This window comes from Chryseobacterium sp. NFX27 (assembly GCF_049887855.1).
Taxonomy (GTDB): Bacteria; Bacteroidota; Bacteroidia; order Flavobacteriales; family Weeksellaceae; genus Chryseobacterium.
The window spans coordinates 1-26,057 of record NZ_JAGEKK010000015.1 but is presented as its reverse complement, the minus strand read 5'-3'; the positions used below and the strand labels follow the sequence as shown (position 1 = coordinate 26,057).

At 36.1% G+C, this 26,057-nt stretch carries 22 protein-coding genes; 6 read left to right on the top strand and 16 right to left on the bottom strand.

What is annotated here, in order from left to right:
• Nucleotides 1–118 precede the first annotated feature (118 nt).
• The 16 genes from J4Q03_RS15700 to dnaK all read right to left on the bottom strand — a co-directional run bounded on the left by J4Q03_RS15700 (nucleotide 119) and on the right by dnaK (nucleotide 17,781).
• Entirely contained in the window at nucleotides 119–583 is a 465-nt protein-coding gene (locus J4Q03_RS15700; RefSeq protein ID WP_426049080.1) for a helix-turn-helix transcriptional regulator, read from the bottom strand.
• 543 nt (nucleotides 584–1,126) lie between these two features.
• The gene (locus J4Q03_RS15695) at nucleotides 1,127–2,593 is read right to left on the bottom strand and encodes a hypothetical protein (protein WP_426049079.1); all 1,467 of its coding nucleotides are present in this window, start codon (nucleotides 2,591–2,593) and stop codon (nucleotides 1,127–1,129) included.
• Entirely contained in the window at nucleotides 2,575–2,775 is a 201-nt protein-coding gene (locus J4Q03_RS15690) for a hypothetical protein (protein ID WP_426049078.1), read from the bottom strand. The genes J4Q03_RS15695 and J4Q03_RS15690 overlap by 19 nt, the downstream gene beginning before the upstream one ends.
• Nucleotides 2,776–3,091: 316 nt before the next feature.
• Complete coding sequence (locus J4Q03_RS15685) at nucleotides 3,092–3,439, bottom strand: helix-turn-helix domain-containing protein (protein WP_426049077.1); 348 nt, start codon at nucleotides 3,437–3,439, stop codon at nucleotides 3,092–3,094.
• Complete coding sequence (locus J4Q03_RS15680) at nucleotides 3,415–3,846, bottom strand: transposase (protein WP_426049076.1); 432 nt, start codon at nucleotides 3,844–3,846, stop codon at nucleotides 3,415–3,417. The genes J4Q03_RS15685 and J4Q03_RS15680 overlap by 25 nt, the downstream gene beginning before the upstream one ends.
• Nucleotides 3,847–3,890: 44 nt before the next feature.
• A complete protein-coding gene (locus J4Q03_RS15675) occupies nucleotides 3,891–5,147 on the bottom strand; it encodes a hypothetical protein (protein ID WP_426049075.1) in 1,257 nt (418 codons plus the stop codon).
• A gap of 71 nt (nucleotides 5,148–5,218) precedes the next feature.
• Nucleotides 5,219–6,613 (bottom strand): TolC family protein, encoded by a 1,395-nt coding sequence (locus tag J4Q03_RS15670; protein ID WP_426049074.1) that lies wholly within the window; start codon nucleotides 6,611–6,613, stop codon nucleotides 5,219–5,221.
• A gap of 1 nt (nucleotide 6,614) precedes the next feature.
• The gene (locus tag J4Q03_RS15665; protein ID WP_426049073.1) at nucleotides 6,615–7,763 is read right to left on the bottom strand and encodes an HlyD family secretion protein; all 1,149 of its coding nucleotides are present in this window, start codon (nucleotides 7,761–7,763) and stop codon (nucleotides 6,615–6,617) included.
• Nucleotides 7,764–7,792: 29 nt separating this feature from the next.
• Nucleotides 7,793–8,188, bottom strand: coding sequence for a DUF3302 domain-containing protein (locus tag J4Q03_RS15660; RefSeq protein WP_426049072.1), 396 nt, complete (start codon nucleotides 8,186–8,188; stop codon nucleotides 7,793–7,795).
• A gap of 87 nt (nucleotides 8,189–8,275) precedes the next feature.
• Nucleotides 8,276–8,977 (bottom strand): hypothetical protein, encoded by a 702-nt coding sequence (locus tag J4Q03_RS15655; protein ID WP_426049071.1) that lies wholly within the window; start codon nucleotides 8,975–8,977, stop codon nucleotides 8,276–8,278.
• Between the two features lie 37 nt (nucleotides 8,978–9,014).
• Nucleotides 9,015–9,452, bottom strand: coding sequence for a hypothetical protein (locus tag J4Q03_RS15650; protein ID WP_426049070.1), 438 nt, complete (start codon nucleotides 9,450–9,452; stop codon nucleotides 9,015–9,017).
• Nucleotides 9,453–9,599: 147 nt separating this feature from the next.
• On the bottom strand, nucleotides 9,600–10,832 hold the full coding sequence (locus J4Q03_RS15645; protein ID WP_426049069.1) for a hypothetical protein: 1,233 nt from the start codon (nucleotides 10,830–10,832) through the stop codon (nucleotides 9,600–9,602).
• A gap of 265 nt (nucleotides 10,833–11,097) precedes the next feature.
• On the bottom strand, nucleotides 11,098–12,081 hold the full coding sequence (locus J4Q03_RS15640; RefSeq protein WP_426049068.1) for a hypothetical protein: 984 nt from the start codon (nucleotides 12,079–12,081) through the stop codon (nucleotides 11,098–11,100).
• Nucleotides 12,082–12,682: 601 nt separating this feature from the next.
• The gene (locus J4Q03_RS15635; protein ID WP_426049067.1) at nucleotides 12,683–13,606 is read right to left on the bottom strand and encodes a hypothetical protein; all 924 of its coding nucleotides are present in this window, start codon (nucleotides 13,604–13,606) and stop codon (nucleotides 12,683–12,685) included.
• Between the two features lie 542 nt (nucleotides 13,607–14,148).
• Nucleotides 14,149–15,453: a hypothetical protein gene (locus tag J4Q03_RS15630; RefSeq protein ID WP_426049066.1), complete on the bottom strand. Its 1,305-nt coding sequence runs from the start codon at nucleotides 15,451–15,453 to the stop codon at nucleotides 14,149–14,151.
• A 429-nt stretch (nucleotides 15,454–15,882) separates the two neighbouring features.
• Nucleotides 15,883–17,781 (bottom strand): molecular chaperone DnaK, encoded by a 1,899-nt coding sequence (dnaK, locus tag J4Q03_RS15625; RefSeq protein ID WP_426049065.1) that lies wholly within the window; start codon nucleotides 17,779–17,781, stop codon nucleotides 15,883–15,885.
• Between the two features lie 256 nt (nucleotides 17,782–18,037).
• Here dnaK and ppk1 point away from each other — a divergent pair, with 256 nt between their 5' ends.
• From ppk1 to J4Q03_RS15595, 6 genes are all read left to right on the top strand, one after another.
• Nucleotides 18,038–20,110 (top strand): polyphosphate kinase 1, encoded by a 2,073-nt coding sequence (gene ppk1, locus J4Q03_RS15620; RefSeq protein ID WP_426049064.1) that lies wholly within the window; start codon nucleotides 18,038–18,040, stop codon nucleotides 20,108–20,110.
• A complete protein-coding gene (locus tag J4Q03_RS15615) occupies nucleotides 20,107–20,991 on the top strand; it encodes an exopolyphosphatase (protein WP_426049063.1) in 885 nt (294 codons plus the stop codon). Before ppk1 ends, J4Q03_RS15615 begins: the two co-directional genes overlap by 4 nt.
• 195 nt (nucleotides 20,992–21,186) lie before the next feature.
• Nucleotides 21,187–21,840: an NAD-dependent epimerase/dehydratase family protein gene (locus J4Q03_RS15610; RefSeq protein WP_426049062.1), complete on the top strand. Its 654-nt coding sequence runs from the start codon at nucleotides 21,187–21,189 to the stop codon at nucleotides 21,838–21,840.
• Between the two features lie 5 nt (nucleotides 21,841–21,845).
• Complete coding sequence (locus tag J4Q03_RS15605) at nucleotides 21,846–21,992, top strand: hypothetical protein (protein WP_426049061.1); 147 nt, start codon at nucleotides 21,846–21,848, stop codon at nucleotides 21,990–21,992.
• Nucleotides 21,993–22,184: 192 nt separating this feature from the next.
• The gene (locus J4Q03_RS15600; RefSeq protein ID WP_426049060.1) at nucleotides 22,185–25,223 is read left to right on the top strand and encodes a choice-of-anchor I family protein; all 3,039 of its coding nucleotides are present in this window, start codon (nucleotides 22,185–22,187) and stop codon (nucleotides 25,221–25,223) included.
• Nucleotides 25,224–25,327: 104 nt separating this feature from the next.
• The gene (locus J4Q03_RS15595) at nucleotides 25,328–26,038 is read left to right on the top strand and encodes a barstar family protein (protein WP_426049059.1); all 711 of its coding nucleotides are present in this window, start codon (nucleotides 25,328–25,330) and stop codon (nucleotides 26,036–26,038) included.
• Nucleotides 26,039–26,057 lie beyond the last annotated feature (19 nt).

Here is a 26,057-nt window from a genome sequence, read left to right as displayed (position 1 = left end):
TTAGAATCTTGTTATTGTGTTTGTTCCTACAAATCACTAAAAATATTCCAGTTTAAGCAAAAAACACAGGTACCAACAAGGTACCAACAAGTGTAAATAATTAAAAATCAATAACTTATTATTCATCAAGATTTTTACGCAGCCATAACGTAGTATCATCTTTTGGGGGAATATTGAGTCTTTTTCTTAAATTATATTTATTGTTTTTAATAGTCTGAACTGCTTTAAAAGTATATTTGGCTATATCTTTAGTGTTAAAGCCTAAATAAATATAGGCACAGAAGATAAGCTCAGAAACTTTCAGATGGGCATTGATCTTTATTAATTTTTTACGGAATTCAGGATACTTTTCCTGAAAATGTGCCCAAAACTCGGGGCTGTTATTTTTTGCCAACTGAATGATTTCATCGAAAGCCTCCTCTGTTTTCTGCTCAGACAAAGAAGTTTTTTTCTCTTTCTTTTCTTCATCTGAAAAAAATAATAAATAATACATCAATGAAACAACTGTTGTCACACCTCCAATGACCATATAACATATATTGAAATTCTTTTCGTACTCTTTTTTGTTTTGTTTTGGTAGCATCCCAGATAAATAGCTCTAATTAATAATTCTTAAAGACAATAAGTGATGATGATATTCATCCAAATATCACTTATTAATATGACCTGTATCTGACAGTTTTAGGTCTAAACCTAGTTGTGCGCCCATGCGGAATCTTCCTAAGATCGAAATATTCATTTTTTTCCATTTGTGTTTAAATTTTTAAGGGGTTTGAAGTTCTGAGAGCACAAAGCAAAAGAAGTCAGCAGTGAAAACAAAAAAAATAAGGTACCAACAAAGTACCCCTATATTATAATAAACACGGATAGTGACAGTTAACTATCTGTAGAATTCCATATTCAAAAGGACAATTTTGTCTTGCTACGGAACATTCAAAGCTTTTTCCCGGAGTATCTTATTATTCTCTATGTCTGGAAAGTTGTAAAAGTACAGCCTGCTATATTCCTTTTCTTCCATAAATGAATAACCGGCACATCAAAACCTGCCGTTTCAGACTGTTTTAAGGCGTATTCAGAAAGTTTTCTTTAGTTGTAATCTAGTATTGATGAATAGCGATTATCCTGCTCATCCTGCATGACTTCTTATCCATACTATAAGGTCATCCTGTGTAGGAATACTTAATCTTTTTCTTAAATTATATTTATTATTCTTTACCGTCTGAACCGCTTTAAAAGTGTATTCAGCTATATCCTTTGTATTGAATCCCAAATAAATATAAGCAGATAATATAAGTTCGGATGTTTTCAGATTAGGGTTAATATCCAGTATTCTATAACGAAAATCGGGGTATACTTCCTGGAAACGCCCCCAGAACTCAGAACTGTTTTCTTTAGCTAACTGTATAATTTCATCAAAATTTTCATTTACTTTTTGCTCCAGCTCTTTCACTTGCCGGTCTTTTTGCAAAATGACTGATTTATTTTCTTTCAACAAAAGATCCTTTTTCTTCGCCTTCCTGTAATATGAAAAACTCAATAAGCTTATTATGACGGTAATCCCTAAAAAAAGTCCTCCCAAAATATAGTACAGCTTCTTATTTGAATTCCGGCTCTGTTTTTTTTCATCTTCAATAATTTTTTTTCCGGAGGTTTGTAAAGCCATTAAGTTAGTTTGATCAAAACTGTCCCTTAGTTTTGTATATTTTTGCAGATATTCATTGGCTTTATAAACATTATCCTGAAGACTGTATATTTCAGCGATATCTTTATAATTCTTCATGATATTTTTAGGCCTCTTCATTTTAAAAGATAGGCTGAGAGATTTTTCATAGAATTCCAAGGCTTTCTTATAATCTTTTTGGCTTTTATAATACCGCCCGGACATATAATTAAACACCAGATAATCAAATGTTTCTGTAGACACTTTTAATAAACCTTCAGCCTTATCCAGGTAAAACTTTGCAGAATCCTGATTTTTCTTTTTATAAATGAAATAGTCTGTAAGGTTTGTTGCTTCCACCACTCTGGGTAAGATCTTGTATGCTTTATGAATATAATAGTACATAGAATCGTTGTCCTGAATCCGTCCGAAATTCACAGCCTTACTTCCATAAATATAGTGCAGACGTTTTCTCTTCTGCTGTTTGTTGTTGATTTTTAAAGCTGCTTTTATCGCCTTATTATAGTTTTCATTGGACTTTTCCATAAACCCCAGTTCATGATAATTTTTTGCATAGGCTGCAAAAAATGCTGATAACAGCAAAGGATCATCCTCATATTCAGCTAACAGGGCTTCTGCTTTTTGCAGGTACAGCTGTTCTTCATTGTATTTACCCAACGAATGAAGAAAACTGGCTATATGAATATATCCTCTTGCCTTGCCTTTTGTATAATTGATCTCCTCTGACAGCCGTATTGCTTTTTTGCTCTGTTCAATCCCATCATAAAGCTTACCTTTCTGAAGGTATTGACTTCCTATTTCCTCCTGTAATCGGTCTATTTCTGCAGAAGACGATTTCTGAGTATAAAATACACAGGATAACAGCAAAAAGAAAAGCAAAACCATCCTGTTTTTCACACCTGTTCTTTCCATTCCTGTTCTGCTACAATTAGTTGCACACCCATATAAACAATACTTCCAGTTTCCGTGGTCTTTTGTATACCCGCCGGCTCCAAATGAAGGCTTGCGGAAAGAACCACAGTCCTTATTCCCACCTGGGCATTGGTAATTAAGTTTCCCACAAGAAAAGTAATAAGTACTATTCGTTTTTTCATAATTATATTAGTTCTTGATTAATTCAATTCAGAACAGATATCTGATGTATATTAAAAGGGTCTAAAAGAGTAACACATTAAAACACAATCATTAACCAAATATAACAAAACAACATATAATATACGTTAAAAAACTTAATTAATTAAATATTTTTTAATACATATGGATTATTTTTGTAAATCACTTAAAATTGAATAAATAATCAGTCTATAAAAAGATAATGGATATCGAAAACCAGAATTCTGCAGTGACCGAGAACTTCTCTGCAGAAAGTAATGTATGGAATTCGTTTTTTTTAGTTATCCCAGAGCATTCTTAAATAATTTTATATATTTTTTTCCATTTGGCGACTGTATTTCTGCTCAGTTTAAAATAAACTGCTAACTGGGTATTATTTAAATTATTCTTCTTTTGATAGTTTAACATCTGTAAAATCGCCTGCTCATTGTAAGCACGATGCTTCTGGTTAGAAATCTGACTTTTTTTGCTTTGCTGAGAAAAAATAATATCATTCAGCTTAATAACGTCCAAGTCAGAAATCTGTTCTTTAGAAAGAATATCTTCACAATACTTCCCTTTTTCCGGATGTTTCAATTGAATGATATCTGAATAAATTTTTCGGTAATCCGGTTTTCTACCTACTTCTTGTATTTTTCTATCCATTTATATAAAGTGGTTTTAGGGATTTTGTATTGTTGTATAATTTCTAACTTAGTTTTCTCCCCGTTTTCTAATAATTCCAGAATAAAATCAATCATATCTTTTGTATAAATATTTTTCCGGAACTGAGGAAGTCCGATTTTTTCACTATTTGATGTATTCTTTTCAACGGAAGACGGAGGAGAAAACAGGATCAAATGGTGTGAGTACAATCTGAAGAAATCATACTCGAGCAGCTTGGATAATCTTAGCAATGTAGCTGTTGATATATCTTCTGAAGACAGAACATTCACAAGAAACTCCTGATCGCACTTAAGAAAACTGAGAATTCTTTCTTCTCTGATATTCAGTTCCTCAATCCTCAACCGGATTATTTCTCCAATGTGTATTTCTTTAAAATTTAAGTTCATAAGCATTAATAAAATGGTTCGCCCTTACCCTATTTAGATTAGGTTTATAATTTTATTACGGTAACATTAGAAACGTTTCCACTTCCACTTCCTCCATCTTCATTTTTTAAGATCCCATAGATTTCATTAGATGCAACAGCAAATGTAATTTGCATTCCTGCAGTTGCCGGTATCACTGTATTATAGGCTGCCAGCGACCCTACGGTTATATTGGCCGCTCTTGCTACCGGAGAATACGTTGTTCCTCTTCCGATATAGTTCCCTCCGGAACGGATTCCTAAGGTCATCTGAGCCCCGGCATCAATGTCACGGAAACTTATCTGCATCTGGATGAGGTAATTTCCTGCCACATTGAACGTTAATACCCCTGTTGTGGTGTTGTAGCTATATAATGAAGAGGTAATTTCAGGAGCGCTAAAAAAGACAGTGCTTGCTCCAGAGGACATGCCTGACTGATTAGCAGCTAATTTCGCATGAAAAACAGGTTGTGCAACCGTAGGCGAATATTTCAATATTCCTGTAGATAAATCTACAACTACATTATTTTCAGCTCCGGAAGCCTGATTTAATCCTTCAATTTTTACCGGGTCTTCACCTGCAGAAGGTGCTACATGAAGCTTATGGGTAGGATTTGGGGTATTAATTCCGAAATTTCCCGTTGAGCTAATAACAGCCCGCTGCTGGGTATTGGTACTAAAACCAAGAGGTGTTGCATTACTGGTGCCTAACAGGAATTTTGTTGCCGTGCCTCCAGCTATTATCTGCGCAGCATTCGAATCGCTCACTAACATATCTACCATAGCAGAGCCGCCCTGAGCCTGAACATATCCCGTTGATGAACCCAGGACAGATAGAGTACTCTGGGTGCCATTGTTATTTAATCCAATGGAATTTGATCCGTTTGTGAACTGCAATGTATTTGTCCCCATAGTTACCGTTCTATTCGCCAGCAAAACACCATCTGCATTATAGATATTAGGCCCTATAAAACTTTGCCAGGCACTTCCGTCAAAATAGTAATAACCAGGACTTGTTACTTTAGCAGTTTTAGTGGTGGTTGGGCTTGCAGGTTGCATAATATAGACTACGGTTCCTGTTTGGGGTGCAAGGTATAATGCATCTTTTGCTTTCAGTTCGTTTCCTGTAAGACGGGGCACTATAAGCCCATCAATTTTTGTGGCATCTGTTGGGCTCGCTACAACATCAAGTGTTGCTTTGGGCATATGAGTATTAATCCCTACTTGAGAGAAAACATTAGATCCCATTAAAAATAGGACAACGGAAAAAATAAGTCTGTTCATTAGTTTATGTTTTTTTAAGATTATAATTGTTGAGATTTATTTGAAGGAACACGCTATTGTAGTCAATCATTTTATTTATACTTTGGGGCTCCCAAAGCCAGGTATAAATTAATGCGCTCTATTCGTTCCTGTAGCTCTAAATCGATAATGTTCATTTCTTTTTTTAACAGGCTACGCTGTTTCAGTATCAGCTCAAAATTATTGTTGGTACCTATTTTTATCTGTTTTTTGGTCAGATTGATGTTTTTTGTAAGCTCTGTTATTACTTCTTGGTTATAGGTTAGTTGTTTTTCAAGAGATAGTACATTTGCCCAGGAGGATTCTATCTCGTTTAATGCATTTAATACCGTTTTTGAATATTCTTCAACTGCCTGCCGTTGTTCTGAATCTCTGATTTCCACATTTTTTTTTAATTTCCCGCCATTAAATAAAGGAGTCATTAAACCTCCACCAACTTTAATCAAGGGATTTGAATACAATGAGTTGATAGCACTTATATTGGTGTTGGCTGTACCCAAAGTAGAACTAATACTCAATGATGGCATTCTCGCTGCTTTGGCTTCTTGTACTTCGTAAAAAGACTTTTCTATTTGATACTGCTGTGCTAAAATATCAGGTCTATTTTCGATAAGCGGTAAAGGGAACGTTTTTGGAACTGAGGCTGTTATTGGATTAAATTTTGTTTTTGTTCTGATCTTTCCTTCTGGATATTTACCAATTAGCAATTCTAATGTTCTCCTAGATTGAGCATTGGCATTATTTATTTTTTCCAGATAATTGCTGACAGATATTAGTTCAGCTTTAATGTTAGATAAATCAATATCATTTGCAGTCCCTATGTCACTTTTAATGCTGTATAACTTTTCTAAACCTTGTGTTAATTTTAGGTAATCATGTATTTTTTGTTCTTGCAGATGGCCCGCAATATTCAAAAAATAAGCTTTAGCAATCATAGACGCAATGGTTTGCTTTATCTTTTCATTCTTGTATTTAACTGAAAAATAATCACTTACACTCGCCATCTGGTTGGACTTATTTTTTCCCCAAAGATCTAATTCCCAATTGGCTTGTACTCCTAGATTTTGAATTTTAGTACCGTTTATCAAATTATTGGACGTGTTGGTAACGGCATTTATGGCAGGATACAAATTTGCTCCTGCAATAGACATAGCCAATTCTATTTGGTTAAGTTTTTCCTGAGCTATAATAATATCGGCATTATATTGTAATCCTTCTTCTACAAGCATAGCTAACTCAGAATCATACAAACTATTAATCCATTGAAAATCGAGGCTTTTTTCATCTGCATTCTTATCCATTATCCATTCTTCGGGAATGTTGATATGCTGAGCAATGAGACTCTTTTTTTTAAGTTCATCAGTACGCTCTTTTGTTGCATCTTTGTACATAAGACAAGACGATAAAACAAACGGTACAACAGAAAGTAAAATTATTTTTTTTGACATTCTAATGAAGTTTTGGAATAATATAATTCAGCTTACTATTGACTCTAATCATCACTTTTCTAACCATATGCAACGCCTTTACATGGTCTGAATAAATGACGGCACTTCCTCTGGCGCCTGTGGTAAGAACACCATGCTCAGGATCAATAACAAATGTTGCAATCAGTTTTCCATCTGGTTCAGGATAATGGCCTGCAGTATCTGGTAACCCTGCCTGCGCTCCCAACATACCACTTGCATTATTCATTAAACCTTGGCTGGTGGCATCAATGACATACTTCAATCTGGCTTTTATTACTTTTCCGGGTTCCGTTTTTAAAGCCAGTTCCACCTCGTTATTTCTTGTTATGGCCTCTACTTCATTTTGAGCGAAAAATGCTACTACCGACTGCTGTTTCTGGATAAGCACAAAAGCAGATTTAAATGGTGCTATTATTGCGCCTTCATTAAGCTGCATATTGGGTATTGTTCCATCAGTAGGAGCAAGAATAGCAGTTTGCGATAAATTCCATCTCGCCTGATCTAATCTAGCTCTGGTTTCTGAAACAGAAGAATTCTCTCCTCCAAAGCTCGCAGTGGATTTTGTGATGAGTGATTGCATTTGAGACTGTGCGGCACTTATTCTTAACTGCAGTTCTTGTGCATCGGTGACAGCTTGTTCTAAATCGAATTTATTAGCAGCACCCGCATTTACCAAACCTTGAAACTGCTGTACACGTTTATTGGCAAGCGTTAACTGAGCCTGCATACTTGCAATATTTTTTCTTGCGTAGGCAATGTCATTGTCATAGGAAGAAACGGTCGCTTCTACATTGCTTAATTTGGCTTCTAAAGATTTAATCTCCTGTAAATAAGGTTCTTTATCAATTACAAAAAGAGTATCCCCTTTCTTCACTTCCTGATTGGTTTTTACATAAACTTTTTTAACCCGCCCCATAACCTGACAGGTGACGTCAACACTACGGTTAAAAACCCTGACGTCATGGGAAATGGGACAATAGTAATTCAGGCTTAATATAAGAGCAGCCGTACCAAAAATGGGTAACGAAAAAACAACTACCTGGCTTTTAAAATTCCAGGGAATAAGTTTAAACTTTTTAATGAGCAGCCAGCAAATTCCGGCATAAAAGGCAATGATAATTTCTAGCATTATTTTAGGTTTAGTCTTTATAATATATCCTATTGAATTTTGGGGTCTGTCGACTCGGTTTCCTGCTCAGCAACGGTATCATTCGTATTAGAAACACCGGGGTTTCTATGTTCTTCTTCTGGAAAATCTCTTTCAGGATATTTATAGTTTGCCCATATCAGAGCAATAGGCCATAACAACCCTCCGACAAAAAGAGATAATAAGCACATTGTTTTTATGGCTTGCAGCTGTGGATGATTGTTTTTTTCAGCAAGTACTTCAGGATAAATATGGGCTTTCCAAAACAAATAAATTCCGGCAAAAGGCAGTATAAGCATTACGGTCCATGAAATAATATCGGCTAACCTATCCTCAAATCCACCACCGGAAGCGAAGGCATATTGCGAGCTAATCAGGAACAAAATTGAAAGCAGTGTTTTTTTCATTTTTATAGTTTTTTAATTGGTATTTTTGATGCTGGAATTATTGACCACCAATTTGTTTAACATTTTAGTGATCATTTTTTATGTTTTTTAATATTGAAGAAACACTATGACCCCTATTTCCAGTACTATTGCTGCTATATTTACGGCAATCGTGTATTTTGGGGAGATAAGCGACTCTTTTATGATATAATAATTGGCTCTTATCAGCTTGTAAAAGCCAATCATAAATAAAATGAATGAAGCTATAAAAACTGATAAAAGTTCTACAGCAGTGGAAGTCCCATCCAATACAATTTCATTGATATTTAAACTTCCACCGGTAGCAGCCATTCCAAAAAACAGCAGAATAAACGGCAATAAGAAATAAATGGAAGTGTACAAAAATGCAAACAGATATTTCTTAAAACCCAGCCCTGATATTCTTTCTTTATTGAGAAGCGTTATAATCAAACTCATAAAAATAGCCGTCATATTGTTGAAAAAAAATATAGTAATGGCTTTTTCCGTAAAGTTTAAAGATCCCAGCAATTCTGTAATCGGAAAATCAGACTGGTTATTATCGTAAATAATAAGACTGGTTGCTACTGAAGTATAAATACTGAACCGGACAGGTGATAATATATCATCATCCTGTAACTCTGCATCTTCATTTACTTCTTTTTTTGCCAGATCATAACACAGCCTGGAGCTTCTGAACAGCGCAAAAACTGTCCCGGGAAGCAGCAGTAAATCGGTTAAAATTTTGAGGCATAGTTTCTCAAAACTATCCAATAATTTATCAAACTCCACAAAATGTTATTTTAAATTCAATGAGCATTCTGCCTGATTAATCCTGTTTATTGAAACGTATCATTTTGTATTCTTTACTGACAATTAACAATACGCTTGGTTTAATATTATAACTCAGTTTTTCTCCGGATTTAATTTTATAATAGAATTCGGCCTCAGCAGGATGGGTTTTCACCAACTTTACAGGGACGATTTCTGTAGAAGTACCTGTTACAGGCAGCATAATGGCGATTACCTGCTCTTTGGAAAAATCAATGGCTGTAGGCATCCCGTTTTTCCCCATATGGGCTGCTGTTCCAAAAATTTTATCAAATTCTTGTTTTGATGTAATTACCTTTTCGACAGGTATATTTACCGTTTGGGTATTTTTGACAAAATAGTTATCAGCCACCTTAAAGGGAACTGACTCTGCTGTATGGCTATTGGTTGTACATGAAAACAACAATGCCAGGCAAATAATAAGTATATTTTTCATTTTGTAATTGTTAATAGTTAAAAAATTCATTTATGATTAAATATGTAATAAACCTGTAGTTAATATCTTGGGATTAAAAAAACATAACAAAAATAAATTCAGACTCTGATTATGATTTATAAAAAAGTGTAGTATTTTAGAGGCTTATCAGTTGCTCATCCTGATAGCCGATATTTGCCCGCCAGTTATTTTAGAAACTTTTGTGTAAGCGTATCGTAAATCAATAACATCGTTGACATTGAGGTGTGTCAGATAACCCATATTTTGTGTTGTTTTAGTAGATCCATCCCCGTATCCATCGTTTACCTGATTTATCATTGTTCCGTTAACTCTAAGTGAGAAAACTGCAGTCCCACCACTTGGACTGTTCATAGATATATCTGCAGAAACAGCAGCGGTAATCTGATAATATCCAGCAGCGGTTACGGTGTATTGCCCAGTAGAACTATTATAGGTCATCCCCGATAATAATGGGTTAGTATCCATACTAACTATTCTGAAGGTATTAGCACTTATGTTTCCTGAAATTGTAGTTCTAAAGCCCAGTAGAGACGTAGAAGGGATAAACAAATTTGTTGTTTTCAGTACACCAGCATCATCAGCTACTACGACCTTATCTGCATTATTTGTACTGCTATTGGCATTAATATCTCTTACTCTAAGGTTACCTGAAGTTACATCCAGTTTTTCAGTAGGTGTTGCTGCAGAGGTACCTAAACCCATTTCACCCGTGGCCAAAATAGTTGATTTTATACTCCCATTTGTAACAAAATTTATAGGCTCTGCATTATGAGTGCCTACGAATAATTTTGTTGCTGTACCTCCAGACATAATCTGCGCAGCATTCGAATCAGTCACAAACATATCTAATGTAGCACCACCACCATGTGCCTGGATATATCCCGTTGTCGAACCTGACGCAGATAGGGTACTTTGTGTACCATTGTTGTTCAGTCCAATGGAATTCGAACCATTTTTAAACTGTAATGTATTTGTTCCCATGGTTACCGTTCTGTTCGCCAGCAAAGCACCGTCTGAATTATAGATATTAGGTCCTGTAAACTCCTGCCAGATATTTCCGTCAAAATAATAATAACCGGCACCGGTTACTTTAGCAGTTTTAATGGTAGTAGGACTTGCGGCTTGAGTAATATAAACCACAGCTCCAGTCTGGGGTGCAAGATACAATGCGTCTTTTGCTTTTAGTTCGTTACCCGTAAGACGGGGAGCAATAAATCCATCAATTTTTGCAGCATCTGCCGGACTTGCAGCTACATCAAGTGTTGCTTTTGGGTTCGTTGTATTAACACCTATTTGTGCTGAACCAACGGTAAATCCTGCTAAAAAGAAGATAGCGGCAAGAGTTTCTTTGTTCATCATTTGTTTAATATTTAAATTATAATCTTTAAGATTTTTTATTATTGAAGAAATACCCTCCCCCTACTTCCAATGCGACTGTCAATCTATTTATAACAATCAGGTACTTCAGGTGAGATAATGTTTTATTATATTGTAATTAACTCTTATCAATTTTTATTTTTGACAGAATAGCTACCAGCAATCCTAAAAGAAACTGACTCTGCTGTATTGGTTTTACATGAAAATAACAATACCAGAAAAAATCAGCAGCTGGTATTACAATGAATTAGTATTTACTGATGATTAACCAGGCAGCACCAGTGCTTTGTACTATAATACCTCTTCCGAAATCACTATTGTTGAGGGTATAATTTGAAATAGTTGCTCCGTTCACCATAAAAGTTCCTGATACTATGTTGCTGTTAGCGTTCCCGTTAATAAGGTTATAGATACGGCCGACGTTAGTGGCATTTGCTGCTGGTAAAGAGATATTCCCTGTAACCATAACCGTATAATCGTTATTGGCTACGGTACCGCTTGCTAAGGTTCTTAAATTTGCTGAAAAAGAACCGTTTACATGTAATGTACTGTTAGGGTTTGTCGTTCCTATTCCCATTTCTCCCGTAGGTAAAATAGTTGATTTTATAGTTCTATTGGTGACAAAATTAATAGGGTTTGCAGTATTAGTCCCCACAATTAACCCTGTTGTTGTACCCGACGTAACTAACTGTGCAACAGATCCATTATCCACAAACATATCGAAAAACGAAGAATTTCCTCCTGATACGCGAAATGCCCCACGCAAAGAACCATTATTAACAATAATACTTTGATTTCCATTGTTATTGAGTCCTATGGAATTGGTGTCATTGTAAAAAGTAAGAACATTATTTGCCATATTTACATATCTGTTTGCCAATAAAGTACCGTCTGAATTATAGATATTCGTTCCCATCAAGTTTTGCCAGGCACTTCCATCAAAATAATAATAACCAGCAGCGGTTACTTTTGCAGTTTTAGTGGTGGTAGGGCTTGCAGCCTGTGTAGCATATACCATGGCTCCTGTCTGTGCGGTAAGATACAGAGCATCTTTTGCTTTTAGTTCGTTTCCTGTAAGCCGAGGTGCTATAAAGCCGTCAATTTTTGTAGCATCTGTAGGATTTGCAAAAACGTCAAGTGTTGCTTTTGGTGTTGGAGTATTAATACCAACCTGTCCGGAAGCCAAGCTGGAAAATGGTAAGGTTGAAATAATTAATAATGTATTTTTCATTGTTTTGTATTTTATGTAAAAATCACAGTACAGAAAATAGTATCCGCAATTTTTTTAACTAAGAGATTGAATCATAAATGATTCTTTTGTTCTGATTAAACTCCTCCAGGAAGAGACCATATAATCTACCTTTATATGTCGGTTTTGGAAAAATGTACTTGCTTTTGGCGCTTGATGTTGTGGAGAGCTATTTTTGTCCACAGTTTTTGACTGTCTTACGAATTCAGCTTTGTTGACTTTTTTCTCCGCATAAACAATTGTGTCACGGGAAAAAGCAGACAGCAAAAATAAGCTGAGCGAATGAAGGTGAAAAGTCACCGTCATATTGACAAGAGAATATTTGTCTGAATAATACATCTTTGTGTTTTTGTTTTTTCGGAAACAAATTTATACCAGACGCTATTTACAATTGCAAAAATAAGATACAGCACAAATACAACAGTGACGCAACATACACATTATCAACATTATAAATTACAATACAGATAAAAAAACATAAGCTGAATTGTGAAATATAATTTAAAAACAGGTTAACATTATGATAATTGTCTACAAGAGATTAAGAAAATAGTCACTCCAGGATTGAGTTTTATATAGCTTTTTATTCAATAAGCTTTTTGATACTTATAAAATTATCCAGATGCGGCTGGTTATAAGAAGCTGCTCCACTAAAAATCTTATTCGCAGATATTATCCCTCCTGTTCCGTTATAAAATTTTGCCTTTAAATAAAAGGTCTGAGTCGTGGTATTTCTAAAATAAAAAGTTTTGAATAAAGTTGAATTTCTTGTATTTGCAGTTGTTGTTCCTTTGTTAGGCTCCATTGAGGTTCCATGTATTTCTGAACCAGCAGCATCTCCGCTTAAATTCTCAAATGCAGCAATAAAAATATCAGCAGTTGCCGGATTATTTTGATAACCTGCATCATTTGAAATACCAATCAATCCATAAGATACTTCATATAGTCCCGGAGATAAAGTAAAGCCTCCATTACTGGGGTTATAGCTGCCCCCTACTGTATTTAACTCATTAAACAACAAACTATTAAATACAACATTATACCTGACGTTATTTGCCATTGCTGTAAGGTCAGTGGTTCTGTATGCAATAAATTTTGGAACAAAAACGTTTGATTGCGGACACAAATTATTCCATTTATTGGATACTGTACTATAAATCTGAAGACATCCTGTATCGGTATTCATCAATTGAAGTCCGTTTGAGGGAGTACTTATTGCATTAATTTGGTTTGTTGTTAAACGAGGAATTAAAATACCTTTGTTACTGGACGTAATATCCAGAGCTGATGCAGAACCAGGTACAGTAATGCCTATTCCAACACTTCCTTCCGAAGTAACGACAAAATCATTTACTTGTTGAATAGAAGTAGGTGTGCCTGTTAAGGGGTTATCTTTTCCTCCATCAACATTAAAAACTCCTTGCGGATTTTTAGTATTAATACCAACTTGTGTAAAAGCAAAGCTTGAACATAGAATTGCATATACGATAATAAATTTTTTTTTCATCTAGTGTTTTATTATAAAATTTGTGTTTTTCAATAATTAATAATTGGCAATATTTTATTATTGTTAAAATACTGATCAAAATAAGAGCTTCTCTTATTTGGGTGTCAAGTCTATCAATATCCTTTGCCTTTTAGGTCTTTGAAATCATTTTTGACATTGGATTTCGGCGTTTGGATAAGGGGCCTGGAATAGATAGATTACATTCTAAAATGTAAATGGAAGATTTTTGATTTTCTGACAGATGCAGAATTTTTAGTTAAGTAAGACATTTTTGTATTTGTGTTTGTTTTCTGGAAACAAATATATATGAGACACGTCTACAAATATAAAAATCAGGTACAGCACAGATACAACAACACAATAACACACACGTTATCAGTGATATAAATTACGTTTACGAATGAAAAGCTAAAGCTAAATTGTGAGATATAATTATAAAACAGCTTTAGGCAACTCATTTTCTGTGATAGATTTAAGAAAATCACACAGATTTACATCCGGTGTAAGGTATCCTGAATGAAAAGTAAATAGAATTGTAAAATTTAATTTTGTTTATCGTCTACAAGAGACTTAAGGAAATGATAAAGATCCACATCCGATCCAAGATTGAGTTTTTTTCTCAATCTGCTTTTCTTTATTTGTACGGATCTGTGCTGCATAAAAGTAAACTCTGCAATGTCTTTGGAAGAAAACCCCAGCCAGATTAAAGCACAGAATACAAGATTAGATTGGGTTAACTCAGGGTTGAGCTCCAGAAGCTTTTTAGAAACATTAGGATAAACTTCCTGAAATTTTGCTAAAAATCCAATATCATTACTCTTTGCCAACTGCATTATTTCTTCGTGGGCATCCACAATTCTGCTTTTCAGTTCCAAAGTTTCATTTTCTTTCTGGGAAATTATTTCTTTGCTTTCTAATATTGCTTTCTTTTTTTTCTTATTCTGATAATATAAATAAGTAAGCAATACTAAGCTCAAAAAGCCTACAATACTACTATATAAAAGTATTGTCTTTCTAAGAGTTTTTTTTTCTTTATTTTTTTCTTCTTCTATTTTTTTTATAGATCGCTCTATTCCCTTAGTTTGCGAATTTTCCAAACTGTCTTTTAGAAAAATATACTTTTCCAGATACAATTTTTCCTTTTCCGGTTGTCCAAGTTTTTGGTATGTTTCATTTAAAAGCTTATAAATTTTTACAAGACGCTCAACATTTTTTTTCTTTAATCCAAACTCAAGTGATTTCTCTAAATATTCACGGGCTTTTTCCTTATTGTCCTGGTTCAGATAGTAATGTCCATAACCACAATATATTAATGATTTTGCCTGATTTGTTGCATGTTTATCATTCCTGGTAACATATACCATTGCTTTTTCTAAATTGACATACGCTGAATCCTGATTAGGCTGATGTTCTAAATAATGAAGGGCTATGCAAGCATAGGCAACAGGATTTTCAAATTCTTTATTCGATTTATAGAGATAAACAAGAGCAGAGTCTTTTCTCTTTTTACCATAAAAGAGGTATGCACGTTCATTATAAATATAGTTCAAAAGGTAGTTTCTTCTTCTGTCCGGTGAATCCTCAATTTTTTTCCCGTAGAATATCGCTTTGTCATTATATTTCAATCCCAAATCATACAATTTCATCATATTATAGACTACAGAATAATAACCATAAATTGTTGCACTGGTATTGTTATCTATAAAATTTCTCTCTGTAATTTTTTCTGCAGCATCCAGTTCTTTGAGACTTTCATTGAAACGCCCATAATTATAATATCGGTTGGCAATATTGAGATGTCCCCAAACAATTCCTTTTGGATAATTTTGTTTCTCCGCCTGTCTCATTAATTTTTTATTCCAGGCAATGACTTCATCAAAAGACTTATTTTGTATTGCCCAATAATTGTTATGAATTAAAAGAGAATCAAATTGTTTAGGTGTAAGTTTTTGGGAAAAGACAGCTTCCGATGAGAAAAAACACCCAGCAGTAATTAAGAATTGGAATAAGTAATTAAAACATTTCATTGAAAATAAAATTAATAATATTTTATCTTTTTTTTGTTAAAAATAGTAAAACTAATTAATTTTTTTTCTTAATAGCTCTACTTAGCGGTATTACAATCATATCCGGACCATCCATCAACCAGGATAATAACATCCTCATAATAGTTTTTCGCTTCAAAAACACATATTGGAAAATGAAAACATAAAAAAACCGCTCTAAACATTTGTTTAGAGCGGTTTTGATTATTTATTATTATTGGTAATCAATAATTACTTTACTTCTTCAAAGTCAGCATCCTGTACATCATCAGCACCTCCTGCATTACCTCCAGGATTTTGCGCTCCTGCATCTGCTCCCTGAGCCTGCTGTCCTGCTGCATACAGTTCTTCTGAAGCGGCCATCCATGCTGCATCCAAAGCTTCTGTTTTAGCTTTCACATCGTCTGCATTTTTAGCTTCAAAAGCGGTCTTCAATTCTCCGTGAGCTGCTTCGATTGCTGCTTTTTTGTCAGCAGACAATTTTTCTCCGAATTCTTTTAGCTGCTTTTCAGTCTGGAAAATCAATCCGTCAGCTTTGTTGAAAATTTCAACTTCTTCTTTTTTCTTGGCATCAGCTGCAGAGTTTTCCTGAGCTTCTTTCTTCATTCTTTCGATTTCTTCATCAGAAAGACCTGAAGAAGCCTGGATCTTGATCGTCTGCTCTTTTCCGGTTCCTTTATCCTTAGCAGAAACATTTAGGATACCGTTGGCATCAATATCGAAAGTTACTTCGATCTGAGGAACTCCTCTTGGTGCCGGTGGAATATCAGCAAGATCAAATCTTCCGATCTCTTTATTATCGTTGAACATTGGTCTTTCTCCCTGTCCTACTCTGATGCTTACAGCCGGCTGGTTGTCAGAAGCTGTAGAGAATACCTCAGATTTTTTAGTTGGGATGGTAGTGTTCGCTTCAATCAATTTAGTGAATACAGAACCCATTGTTTCAATACCTAGAGAAAGTGGTGTAACGTCAAGAAGCAATACATCTTTTACATCTCCTGTCAATACTCCACCCTGGATTGCAGCTCCAACAGCTACTACCTCATCCGGGTTAACTCCTTTTGAAGGTTTTTTCCCGAAGAATTTTTCCACTTCTTCCTGAATGATCGGGATTCTTGTAGAACCACCTACCAGTATTACCTCATCGATATCAGAAGTTGATAAACCTGCATCTTTCAACGCTTTTGCTACCGGCTCCATAGATCTTCTTACTAAATCTGAAGCCAATTGCTCGAATTTAGCTTTAGTTAAAGTCTTTACTAAGTGCTTAGGACCTGTAGCCGTCGCGGTGATATAGGGTAAGTTGATCTCTGTCTGAGCAGAAGAAGATAATTCAATTTTTGCTTTCTCAGCAGCTTCTTTTAATCTCTGAAGTGCAATAGCATCAGTTTTAAGATCTACCCCTTCTTCAGATTTGAACTCATCTGCCATCCAGTTGATGATCACATCATCAAAGTCATCACCTCCTAAGTGCGTATCACCGTTAGTAGACAATACCTCGAATACACCGTCACCCAGATCAAGAATAGAGATATCAAAAGTACCACCTCCAAGGTCATATACAGCAATCTTTTGGTCTTTATGGCTTTTATCCAAACCGTAAGCCAATGCAGCAGCTGTAGGCTCGTTGATGATTCTTTCTACTTTAAGACCTGCAATTTCTCCGGCTTCTTTAGTAGCCTGTCTCTGCGCATCGTTAAAGTATGCAGGAACCGTAATTACCGCTCTTGTAACTTCCTGTCCAAGGTAATCTTCAGCAGTCTTCTTCATTTTCTGAAGCGTCATCGCAGAAATTTCCTGTGGTGTATATTCTCTGTCGTCAATTTTTACTTTTACAGTATCATTTGGTCCTGCCACTACTTCATAAGGCACTCTTGAAATTTCTTTAGCATCTTCCTTAAAATGAGTTCCGATAAATCTTTTGATAGAGTATACAGTTTTCTTTGGATTCGTTACAGCCTGTCTTTTTGCAGGATCCCCTACTTTTCTTTCACCATCTTCCGTAAATGCCACAATAGATGGAGTGGTTCTTTTACCTTCCGCGTTAGGGATAACAACAGGGTCTTTACCCTCCATTACAGCAACACATGAGTTGGTTGTTCCTAAGTCAATTCCAATTATTTTACTCATAATATTTATATTTTTTCTAATTTTTATATTCTAATTTACACTCTCAATTTCTCAATATCTGTACCATATCCTTTTTTGTGACAAAATGACAGAATAGAAAATAATCAAAGTGAATAATGTCCGCCTGATTATGTTAAATTGTACTATCCAAGACAGTTTGAACATTGGAAATATTAAAAAATTAATCAAAGTTTAACCTTAGAAATATCAATTAAACTCTACGAATTGCTATTTTTGATAAAATATAAACTTTAGAATGTCAGTACACTTTAATCCGCGAGATATTACATGGCTTGCTTTCAATGAAAGGGTTTTACAGGAAGCTATGGACGAAAATGTCCCCTTACATTTAAGAATACGTTTCCTGGGAATCTTCTCCAACAATTTAGATGAATTTTTCAGGGTACGCGTGGCAGGATTAAAGCGGGCAATGGATTTTAAAGAAAAAGTGATCGCTGAATCTTTCTATCAGCCTCCTTCCAAAATTCTGCAGCGGATCAATGAAATTGTGATGAAGCAACAGCAGAATTTCGATAAGACCTGGAAACATATCCAGGCTGAAATGGCTGATCTTAAGGTTTCTATTAAGACCTCTAAAAATCTGACCGCCAAACAGAAGGAATTCGTAAGACAGTATTTTGATGAAGTAGTGGAATCCAATGTCATTCCTATCCTGCTCCATGAAAATACGCCAATGCCCTATCTGAGGGATAAAAGTCTCTATCTGGGCGTTGCCATGAGAAAGAAAGACTGGCAGTATTCCAGCAATTATGCGATTATTGAAATTCCGTCACGTTTTGTAGGAAGATTTGTCCTGCTGCCTACAGAAGATCCGGAAGAAAAAAACGTGATGCTGCTTGAGGATGTTATTACATTCAATCTTCCGCATATTTTCTCATATTTCGGCTATGACGAATTTTCTGCCAATGCTTTTAAAGTAACAAAAGATGCTGAGCTGGATCTTGATAATGACATCCGCACCAATTTTGCGGAAAAAATAGAAAAGGGACTCAAAAACAGAAGAAAAGGAAAGCCTACCCGTTTTGTATTTGATAAGGATATGGATAAGGCCCTGCTGGAGCTTCTTATCCGAAAATTGAATTTAACAAAAAAAGACAGTATTATTCCGGGTGGAAAAATTCATAATTTCAAGCATTTTATGGACTTCCCTGATGTCTTTGAAACGTATGAAAGACCTGCAGAAAGATCTTCTTTTACCCATCAGGCTTTTGAAAACGGAGAAAGGGTAACGGATGTTATTTTAAAGAAAGACGTTCTGCTTACTTTTCCTTACCATAAATACAATCCGGTAATTGATCTTTTACGTGAAGCTGCCATGGACCCGGATGTAAAATCTATACAGATCACTGCTTACCGCCTGGCCAGTAACTCAAAAATCAGCAATGCCCTGATCTACGCCGCCAGAAATGGTAAGGAGGTAACGGTTATGCTTGAACTTCAGGCGAGGTTTGACGAAGAATCCAATCTTAAGTGGAAAGAAATGTTTGAACCCGAAGGAATTACTGTACTTGTAGGCCTTCCCAATAAAAAAGTACACGCCAAACTCTGCATCATAAAAAAAAGGGCCCATAATAAAACGCTCCAATACGGCTTTGTAAGCACCGGAAACTTTAATGAAAAAACAGCAAGAATTTACGGAGATCATTTATTGATGACGTCGGACAGAGGTATCATGGCAGATATCAATAAAGTATTTAATGTCCTGAAAAAACCAAAAGATGATTTTCTTCCTATCTTGAAAACGTGCAAAAACTTAATGATCTGCCCACAGTTCATGCGTGAAAAGATCGTTCACCATATTGATAAGGAAATTGAAGAAGCTAAAGCAGGAAGAAGAGCAGAGATCATCGTCAAGGCCAATTCTATGAGTGACAGAGCTCTTATTGAAAAGCTTTACGAAGCCGCCAAAGCCGGAGTCATTACAAAAACAATTGTAAGAGGAATCTATTGCGCTGTCAATCAAAAGGAGTTTAAAGAAAAGATAAAAGCGATAAGTATTGTCGACGAATATCTGGAACATGCAAGAGTCATGTATTTCTATAATAAAGGTGCAGAAGACCTTTATATCTCATCTGCCGACTGGATGACCCGGAATCTGGACTACAGAATTGAAGCGGCTGCAAAGATCACAGACAAGGAACTGAAGAAAGAATTGAAAGATATTCTCGATATTCAGTTGAGAGATAACGTAAAAGCTCGTATTTTAGACAAAAAATTGAGCAACGAGTATGTGAGGAATGATAAAAAGGAATGCCGTTCTCAAATAGAAACCTACAAATATTTAAAAGCTAAAACAAGCAAAGAATGAAGATTGCAGCGATAGATATAGGAAGCAACGCCGCCAGACTTCTGATCAATGAAGTAAAGATCAGCAACAGAAAACCTGAATTTATAAAACTTAATCTTTTAAGGATTCCTTTGAGGCTGGGCATGGATGTGTTCACCATGGGGATGATTGGAGAGGAAAGGGAAAAAATGGTCGTCGATTCGATGAAGATTTTCAGCGATCTTATGAAGATTTATAAAGTAGAGCATTACCGTGCGTGCGCCACCAGTGCCATGCGTGATGCCTCCAATGGAAATGAAATCATCAGAAGGGTTCAGGAAACTTCAGGAATTAATATTGAGATCATCTCCGGTGACGAGGAAGCTACCCTTATCTATGAAAACCATGTTGCAGAAGGGCTTGACAAGGAGTTTGCCTATCTGTACATTGACGTGGGAGGAGGTTCCACAGAACTTACTTTTTACGAAAACGGAAAAATGGTTTATGAAAAATCCTTCAATATCGGAACGATACGCCTTCTGAACAATCTGGTAACTCCTGAAAACTGGCAGGAGATGAAGGATGAAATTCAAAAGAATATTGTCAGTAAAAGACCTGTTGTAGCCATTGGTTCCGGAGGAAATATCAATAAAGTTTTCTCGATGAGCAAAACCAAAGACGGAAAACCGATGACACTTTCTCATCTTAAAAAAGTGTATAAAGAATTTAATGAGCTTTCTGTAGAGGAAAGGATGACCAAACATAACCTAAGAGAAGACAGAGCCGATGTTCTGGTCCATGCCTTAAGGATCTTTAATAACGTTATGTCGTGGTCGGATATCAACAGGATATTCGTTCCAAAAATTTCCGTGGCCGACGGTCTTATCCACAATATCTACAGCCAGCTGCACGAAAAGAAATAAATTTTCCATTGTATATTATTGAAAACCAGCCATCAATTGGCTGGTTTTTTAGTGATAAGATTATAAGAAGATCTCTTCTCTTCGCCTGCAAGTACGGGAGTCTTCAGTATTATCTTCCAAAATGTAGAATTTTTGCTGTAAATTTAAAGTAAAGCTAAGTGGTAGTACGTCATGCATCATATCAACAGAAAAAGAATGAATCCGATCAAAATAATTCTCACAGGAGCAACCGGTATGGTAGGTGAAGGTGTTTTAATGGAATGCCTTGAAAATCCCAATGTTTCCGAAATACTAAGCGTAAGCAGAAAGCCTTCCGGAAAAACACATGCCAGGCTTAAGGAATATCTGGTTCAGGACTTCTTATCTATCGACCTGCATGATGAAAAACTTAAAGGTTATGATGCCTGTTTCTTCTGTGCAGGGATCAGCAGCGTAGGAATGAGCGAGGAAAATTATACGAAGATCACTTATGATACTACAATTCATTTTGCCAAAGCAGTTCTGAACCAGAACCCGGAAATGGTCTTCAACTATGTTTCAGGAACATCTACGGACAGTACAGAAAGCGGAAAAATGATGTGGGCAAGGGTAAAGGGCAGAACAGAAAATACTTTGAGAAAACTAGGCTTCAGGAATGCCTTCAATTTCCGTCCGGGATTTATGAAACCCGTTGAAGGTCAAATCAATGTAAAATGGTTTTTTAAACCATTTATTTGGATTTTTCCTGTTTTATTACCTTCAAAATCATTAACTTTACACGAAGTGGGTAGAGCAATGATCAATGCCGTACATAGAGGCTATCCTACATCAACTTTGGAAATTAGGGACATTAAAAATTTAGCAATATGAGGGATATGTTAAAAAGAATAGTTCTTGTTATTTTTATACTTCTGGTTCTGATGGCTGTTTCAGGATTTTTATACATGCAGAAACATCCTTTGGAAGGAAAAAAATCGGCAGATAAAACATCAGATAGCCCTCGAAACATGATGACCAGATAAAATACAGGAACAAAAAGACGGATATATCTGTTTATAAATTTATTTTTTCCTTTCCTTATTTTACAATACATTTTGCGATTTTTTCCTTTTCTCAATAACTGTTACCTTTTTATTAAACATTTCTTAAGATTCCATTAAAATACTTGCAGTGTATAAAGTTCATTTTTGCATAAAATCTAATGCAAGTAAAAAATGATCAACAATTACCTATTAAAAGGATCTGTCATTGCCGCATTTTTCCTTCAGGGCGGGCTTTTTGGACAGACACTTATCCATTACTGGAATTTCAATAATAATACATCCGCAGCATCCGTTACAGCACCTTCTTCCACTTTGGTGGGCGGCTCTCTTGCTGCTGTAGCCGGAGGAACAAGCGAAATAGATTTTGCGGGCGGTACAGGACAAAACTTCAGTACTGATAATTTAAATGCCCGGAACGGAGATCCTTCCGGAACTCATTTGAGATTCAACAATCCTATTGGGGGAGCTTTAATGTTCAATCTTCCTACGACAGGTTATCAAAATGCCGTTGTAAAATTTACAACGAGAAGATCCGGACAGGGTGCAGGAACTCAGTCCTGGTCATATTCAACGGATGGAACTACTTTTGTTCCATATCAGACCGTCAATCCTCAGGATGCGAACCCCCAACTGATTACTTTTGATTTTTCTACTGTTTCAGGAGCTTCCAATAACCCGAACTTTAAATTAAAAGTAGAATTTTCTGCCACAGGAGGCGGAACGGGCGGAAATAACCGTTTTGACAATTTTACAGTAGATGCCGCCGCTACCGGAGGAGTAGATACCACACCTCCAACAACCACCTATTTTCCCGCTCACAACACAAATAATGCTTCCATTTCGGTAAATCCAACTATTTCGTTCAATGAAAATATAAGACTTACTGATAATTCCGCGATCAACGATTCTAATGCACAAAGCCTTGTAGAATTCCGTATTGGAAACGCTTCAGGTACTCAAGTTCCCTTCACTACGACTTTTAACAGTAATAAGATTACAGTAATCCCGACAACGGCACTTACTCCCGGACAGACCTATTATCTGGCCTTAAAACCCAATACGGTTGAGGATGTAAGTGACAATGGAGTAACAACAGTAACTTCAAGTACCTTTGCTACAGCAGGAACAACGGTTTCTCTGGCTAAAAACTTCATTAAGGTGAATGAAGATGCAGGAACTCTGGCTTTCAAGATCAATGTAATCAATCCTTCCGCAGCTACAGTCAATCTTGTGGTAAAGCCGGCACCGTTCAATACGGCAGGCAGCAGTGATTTCACTTTAGCCAATCAGACAATTAATATTACACCATCCACAACAAGCTATACTATAGATATTCCTATCCTTAATGATACGCTGGAAGAACAGCAGGCTGAATATTTCGTACTAAACCTTGAAAACCCATCCGGAACAACGATTTCCGGAGATCCTTCAGCAACGGTTTATATTGTTGATAATGATAAGCCCGCTCCGGTTGCTTCGGGGCAGATACAACTGAATTATATAGGAAGTTTTGACCCTTCCGGAAACAACAACAGTTCTACAGAAATTGTGGTTCACGATCCTGCCAGCCAGCAATTATTTACCATCAGTTCGATCACGGATGTTTTTGACATTATTAATTTTACTAATCCAGATGTTCTTTCCGTGGTTAAAACCGTAAATATGGCTCCATACGGAGGAATTACCAGTATTGCTGTTAAAAATGGTATCATTGCAACTGCTTCTCCCAATGCAGATCCGCAACAGAACGGTTCTGTGGTCTTTTTTGATATTAACGGAAACTTCCTGAAACAGGTAACCGTAGGTGCTCTTCCTGACATGATTACTTTCTCTCCGGATGGAACAAAAGTGATCACGGCTAATGAGGGTGAACCCAATGATGCATATACTACGGATCCTGAGGGAACAATCAGCATTATTGATATTTCGGGGGGTATTGGAAGCCTTACCCAAACTAATGTTACGACTCTTAATTTTAACAGTTTTGATTCTCAGACAGCCGCTTTAATGGCAACGGGCCTGAGAAAAGTAAGAACAAACAATACTCTTTCCCAGGATCTGGAACCTGAATATGTTACGGTAAGTTCAGACAGTCAGAAAGCATGGGTAACGCTGCAGGAAAACAATGCCGTTGCTGAGATTAATTTAGCCACAAAAACAATTACCGGAATCTGGGGATTGGGTAAGAAAGACATGAGCCTGCCTGGTAACGGTTTTGATGCTTCGGATAATAATGGTGAGGTACTGATCGCCAACTGGCCTGTAAAAGCCTACTACATTCCTGATGCAGTGCAGAACTACAAAATAGGAACCACCAATTATATCGTCACAGCCAATGAAGGGGATGAAAAAGATCTTTCCGGATACAGTGAAAGAACAACGGTGGGGGCCAATGCTTATACCCTGGATCCTGTGTTGTTCCCTCAGGCATCTGTTCTGAAGGCTTCTCATAATTTAGGACGATTCAGAGTTTCCAGCGCGACGGGGAATACGGATGCAGATACAGATTTTGAAGAGATCTCAGCTTTAGGTGCACGTTCATTCTCTATTTTCAATGCAGATACAAAACAGTTGGTTTATGACAGCGGTGACCGTTTTGAAAGATATATTTTCGCAAAGCATCCCCTTATTTTTAATGCTGACAATGAGGGCAACGGCGTTAAAAACAGAAGCCGTGCCAAAGGTCCCGAACCGGAAGGAGTTGCCTTGGGTACCATTAATGGACAGACTTACGCTTTTATCACTTTAGAAAGAACCGGAGGGGTAATGGTTTATAATATTACGGACCCTAATAATCCTGTATTCACAGATTATAAGCATTCCCGTTCTACCTCCGCTTACGGCGGTGATAATGGACCTGAAGGCATTACCTACATTGCACCGGGAAATACAACAACTGCAAAAGGCTATGTTATTATCGCTAACGAAATCAGCGGAACATTATCAATGTACGAAGTTGCTTCTCCTACAACATTAGGAACCGGAGAAATAAAAACAGATAAAGCAACATTCAATGTGTTCCCTAATCCTGTAGCAAAAGGAAGTACATTATACTTCAACAGGGCACAGGATTATGAGCTGTACGACATGTCAGGAAAGATGCTCGGAAAGGAGAAAAATGCTTTAATGATAGATACTTCAAAGCTTTCTGTAGGCGTTTACCTTGTGAAAACATCGGAAGGACACATCAAGAGGGTTATTGTAAAATAGAATATTTGATTAGTTGATTGAAAGGCCCTGGATTTCCGGGGCTTTTTTTATGCTTAAATTCAGTAGTTTTGAAGCATTTACTAATGCCTTGAAATAATTAAAATATGTTTGGATTTGCTTTTGAAAATGGAACGGAACCGGAGATTATCACCTATATGGATGAAGTAAAAAATCTTGAAAGTTCAGCAGGTATTACCTATCTTACTCTTCGGCTTATGAATGTAGATAATGTTCCCAAGCTGATATCAGCAATAGAAAATAGCACAAAAATCTATGAAAATAATGGTTTCATTTGCTTGCTTGATGATAAAAAATCTATTGTAGCCAGAACTTTCATCAGTCATATCAGAATATTGAAGTCTAAAAAAAATAATGTCACTTTAGCAGGACGGGTATGGTGCTATCCTCCAGGGTATCATAAAGCCTGGAAATTGAGACTCAATAATGAAATTACAAACAAAAATATATGGAAAGGCTTTGAGAAGAATGAATTACAAGGCTGGTTGGTATACGCGCTTCATACAACCCAAATAAATGAAACCAAAAAAAATATAAGTATTCGGATTGACGGAAATGAATTTCATAATCTGGACAGCTTCTTTTGTACTTTAGGAGAGGAAATCAATGGTATTGGCGGATATTTTGGGAGGGAAATTTATGCATTGTATGACTGTATGCGTGGAGATTTTGGAGTAGAATCCATTTCAGAATTGACCTGGCTTAATCATAAAAGAAGTAAAAAATTATTTAAAACTAAATTTGATGAGATACTTCAGGTTTTTGCAGATCATCAGGTAAAAATTATTTTAGAATAAATACGGGGGGGGCGGAAAG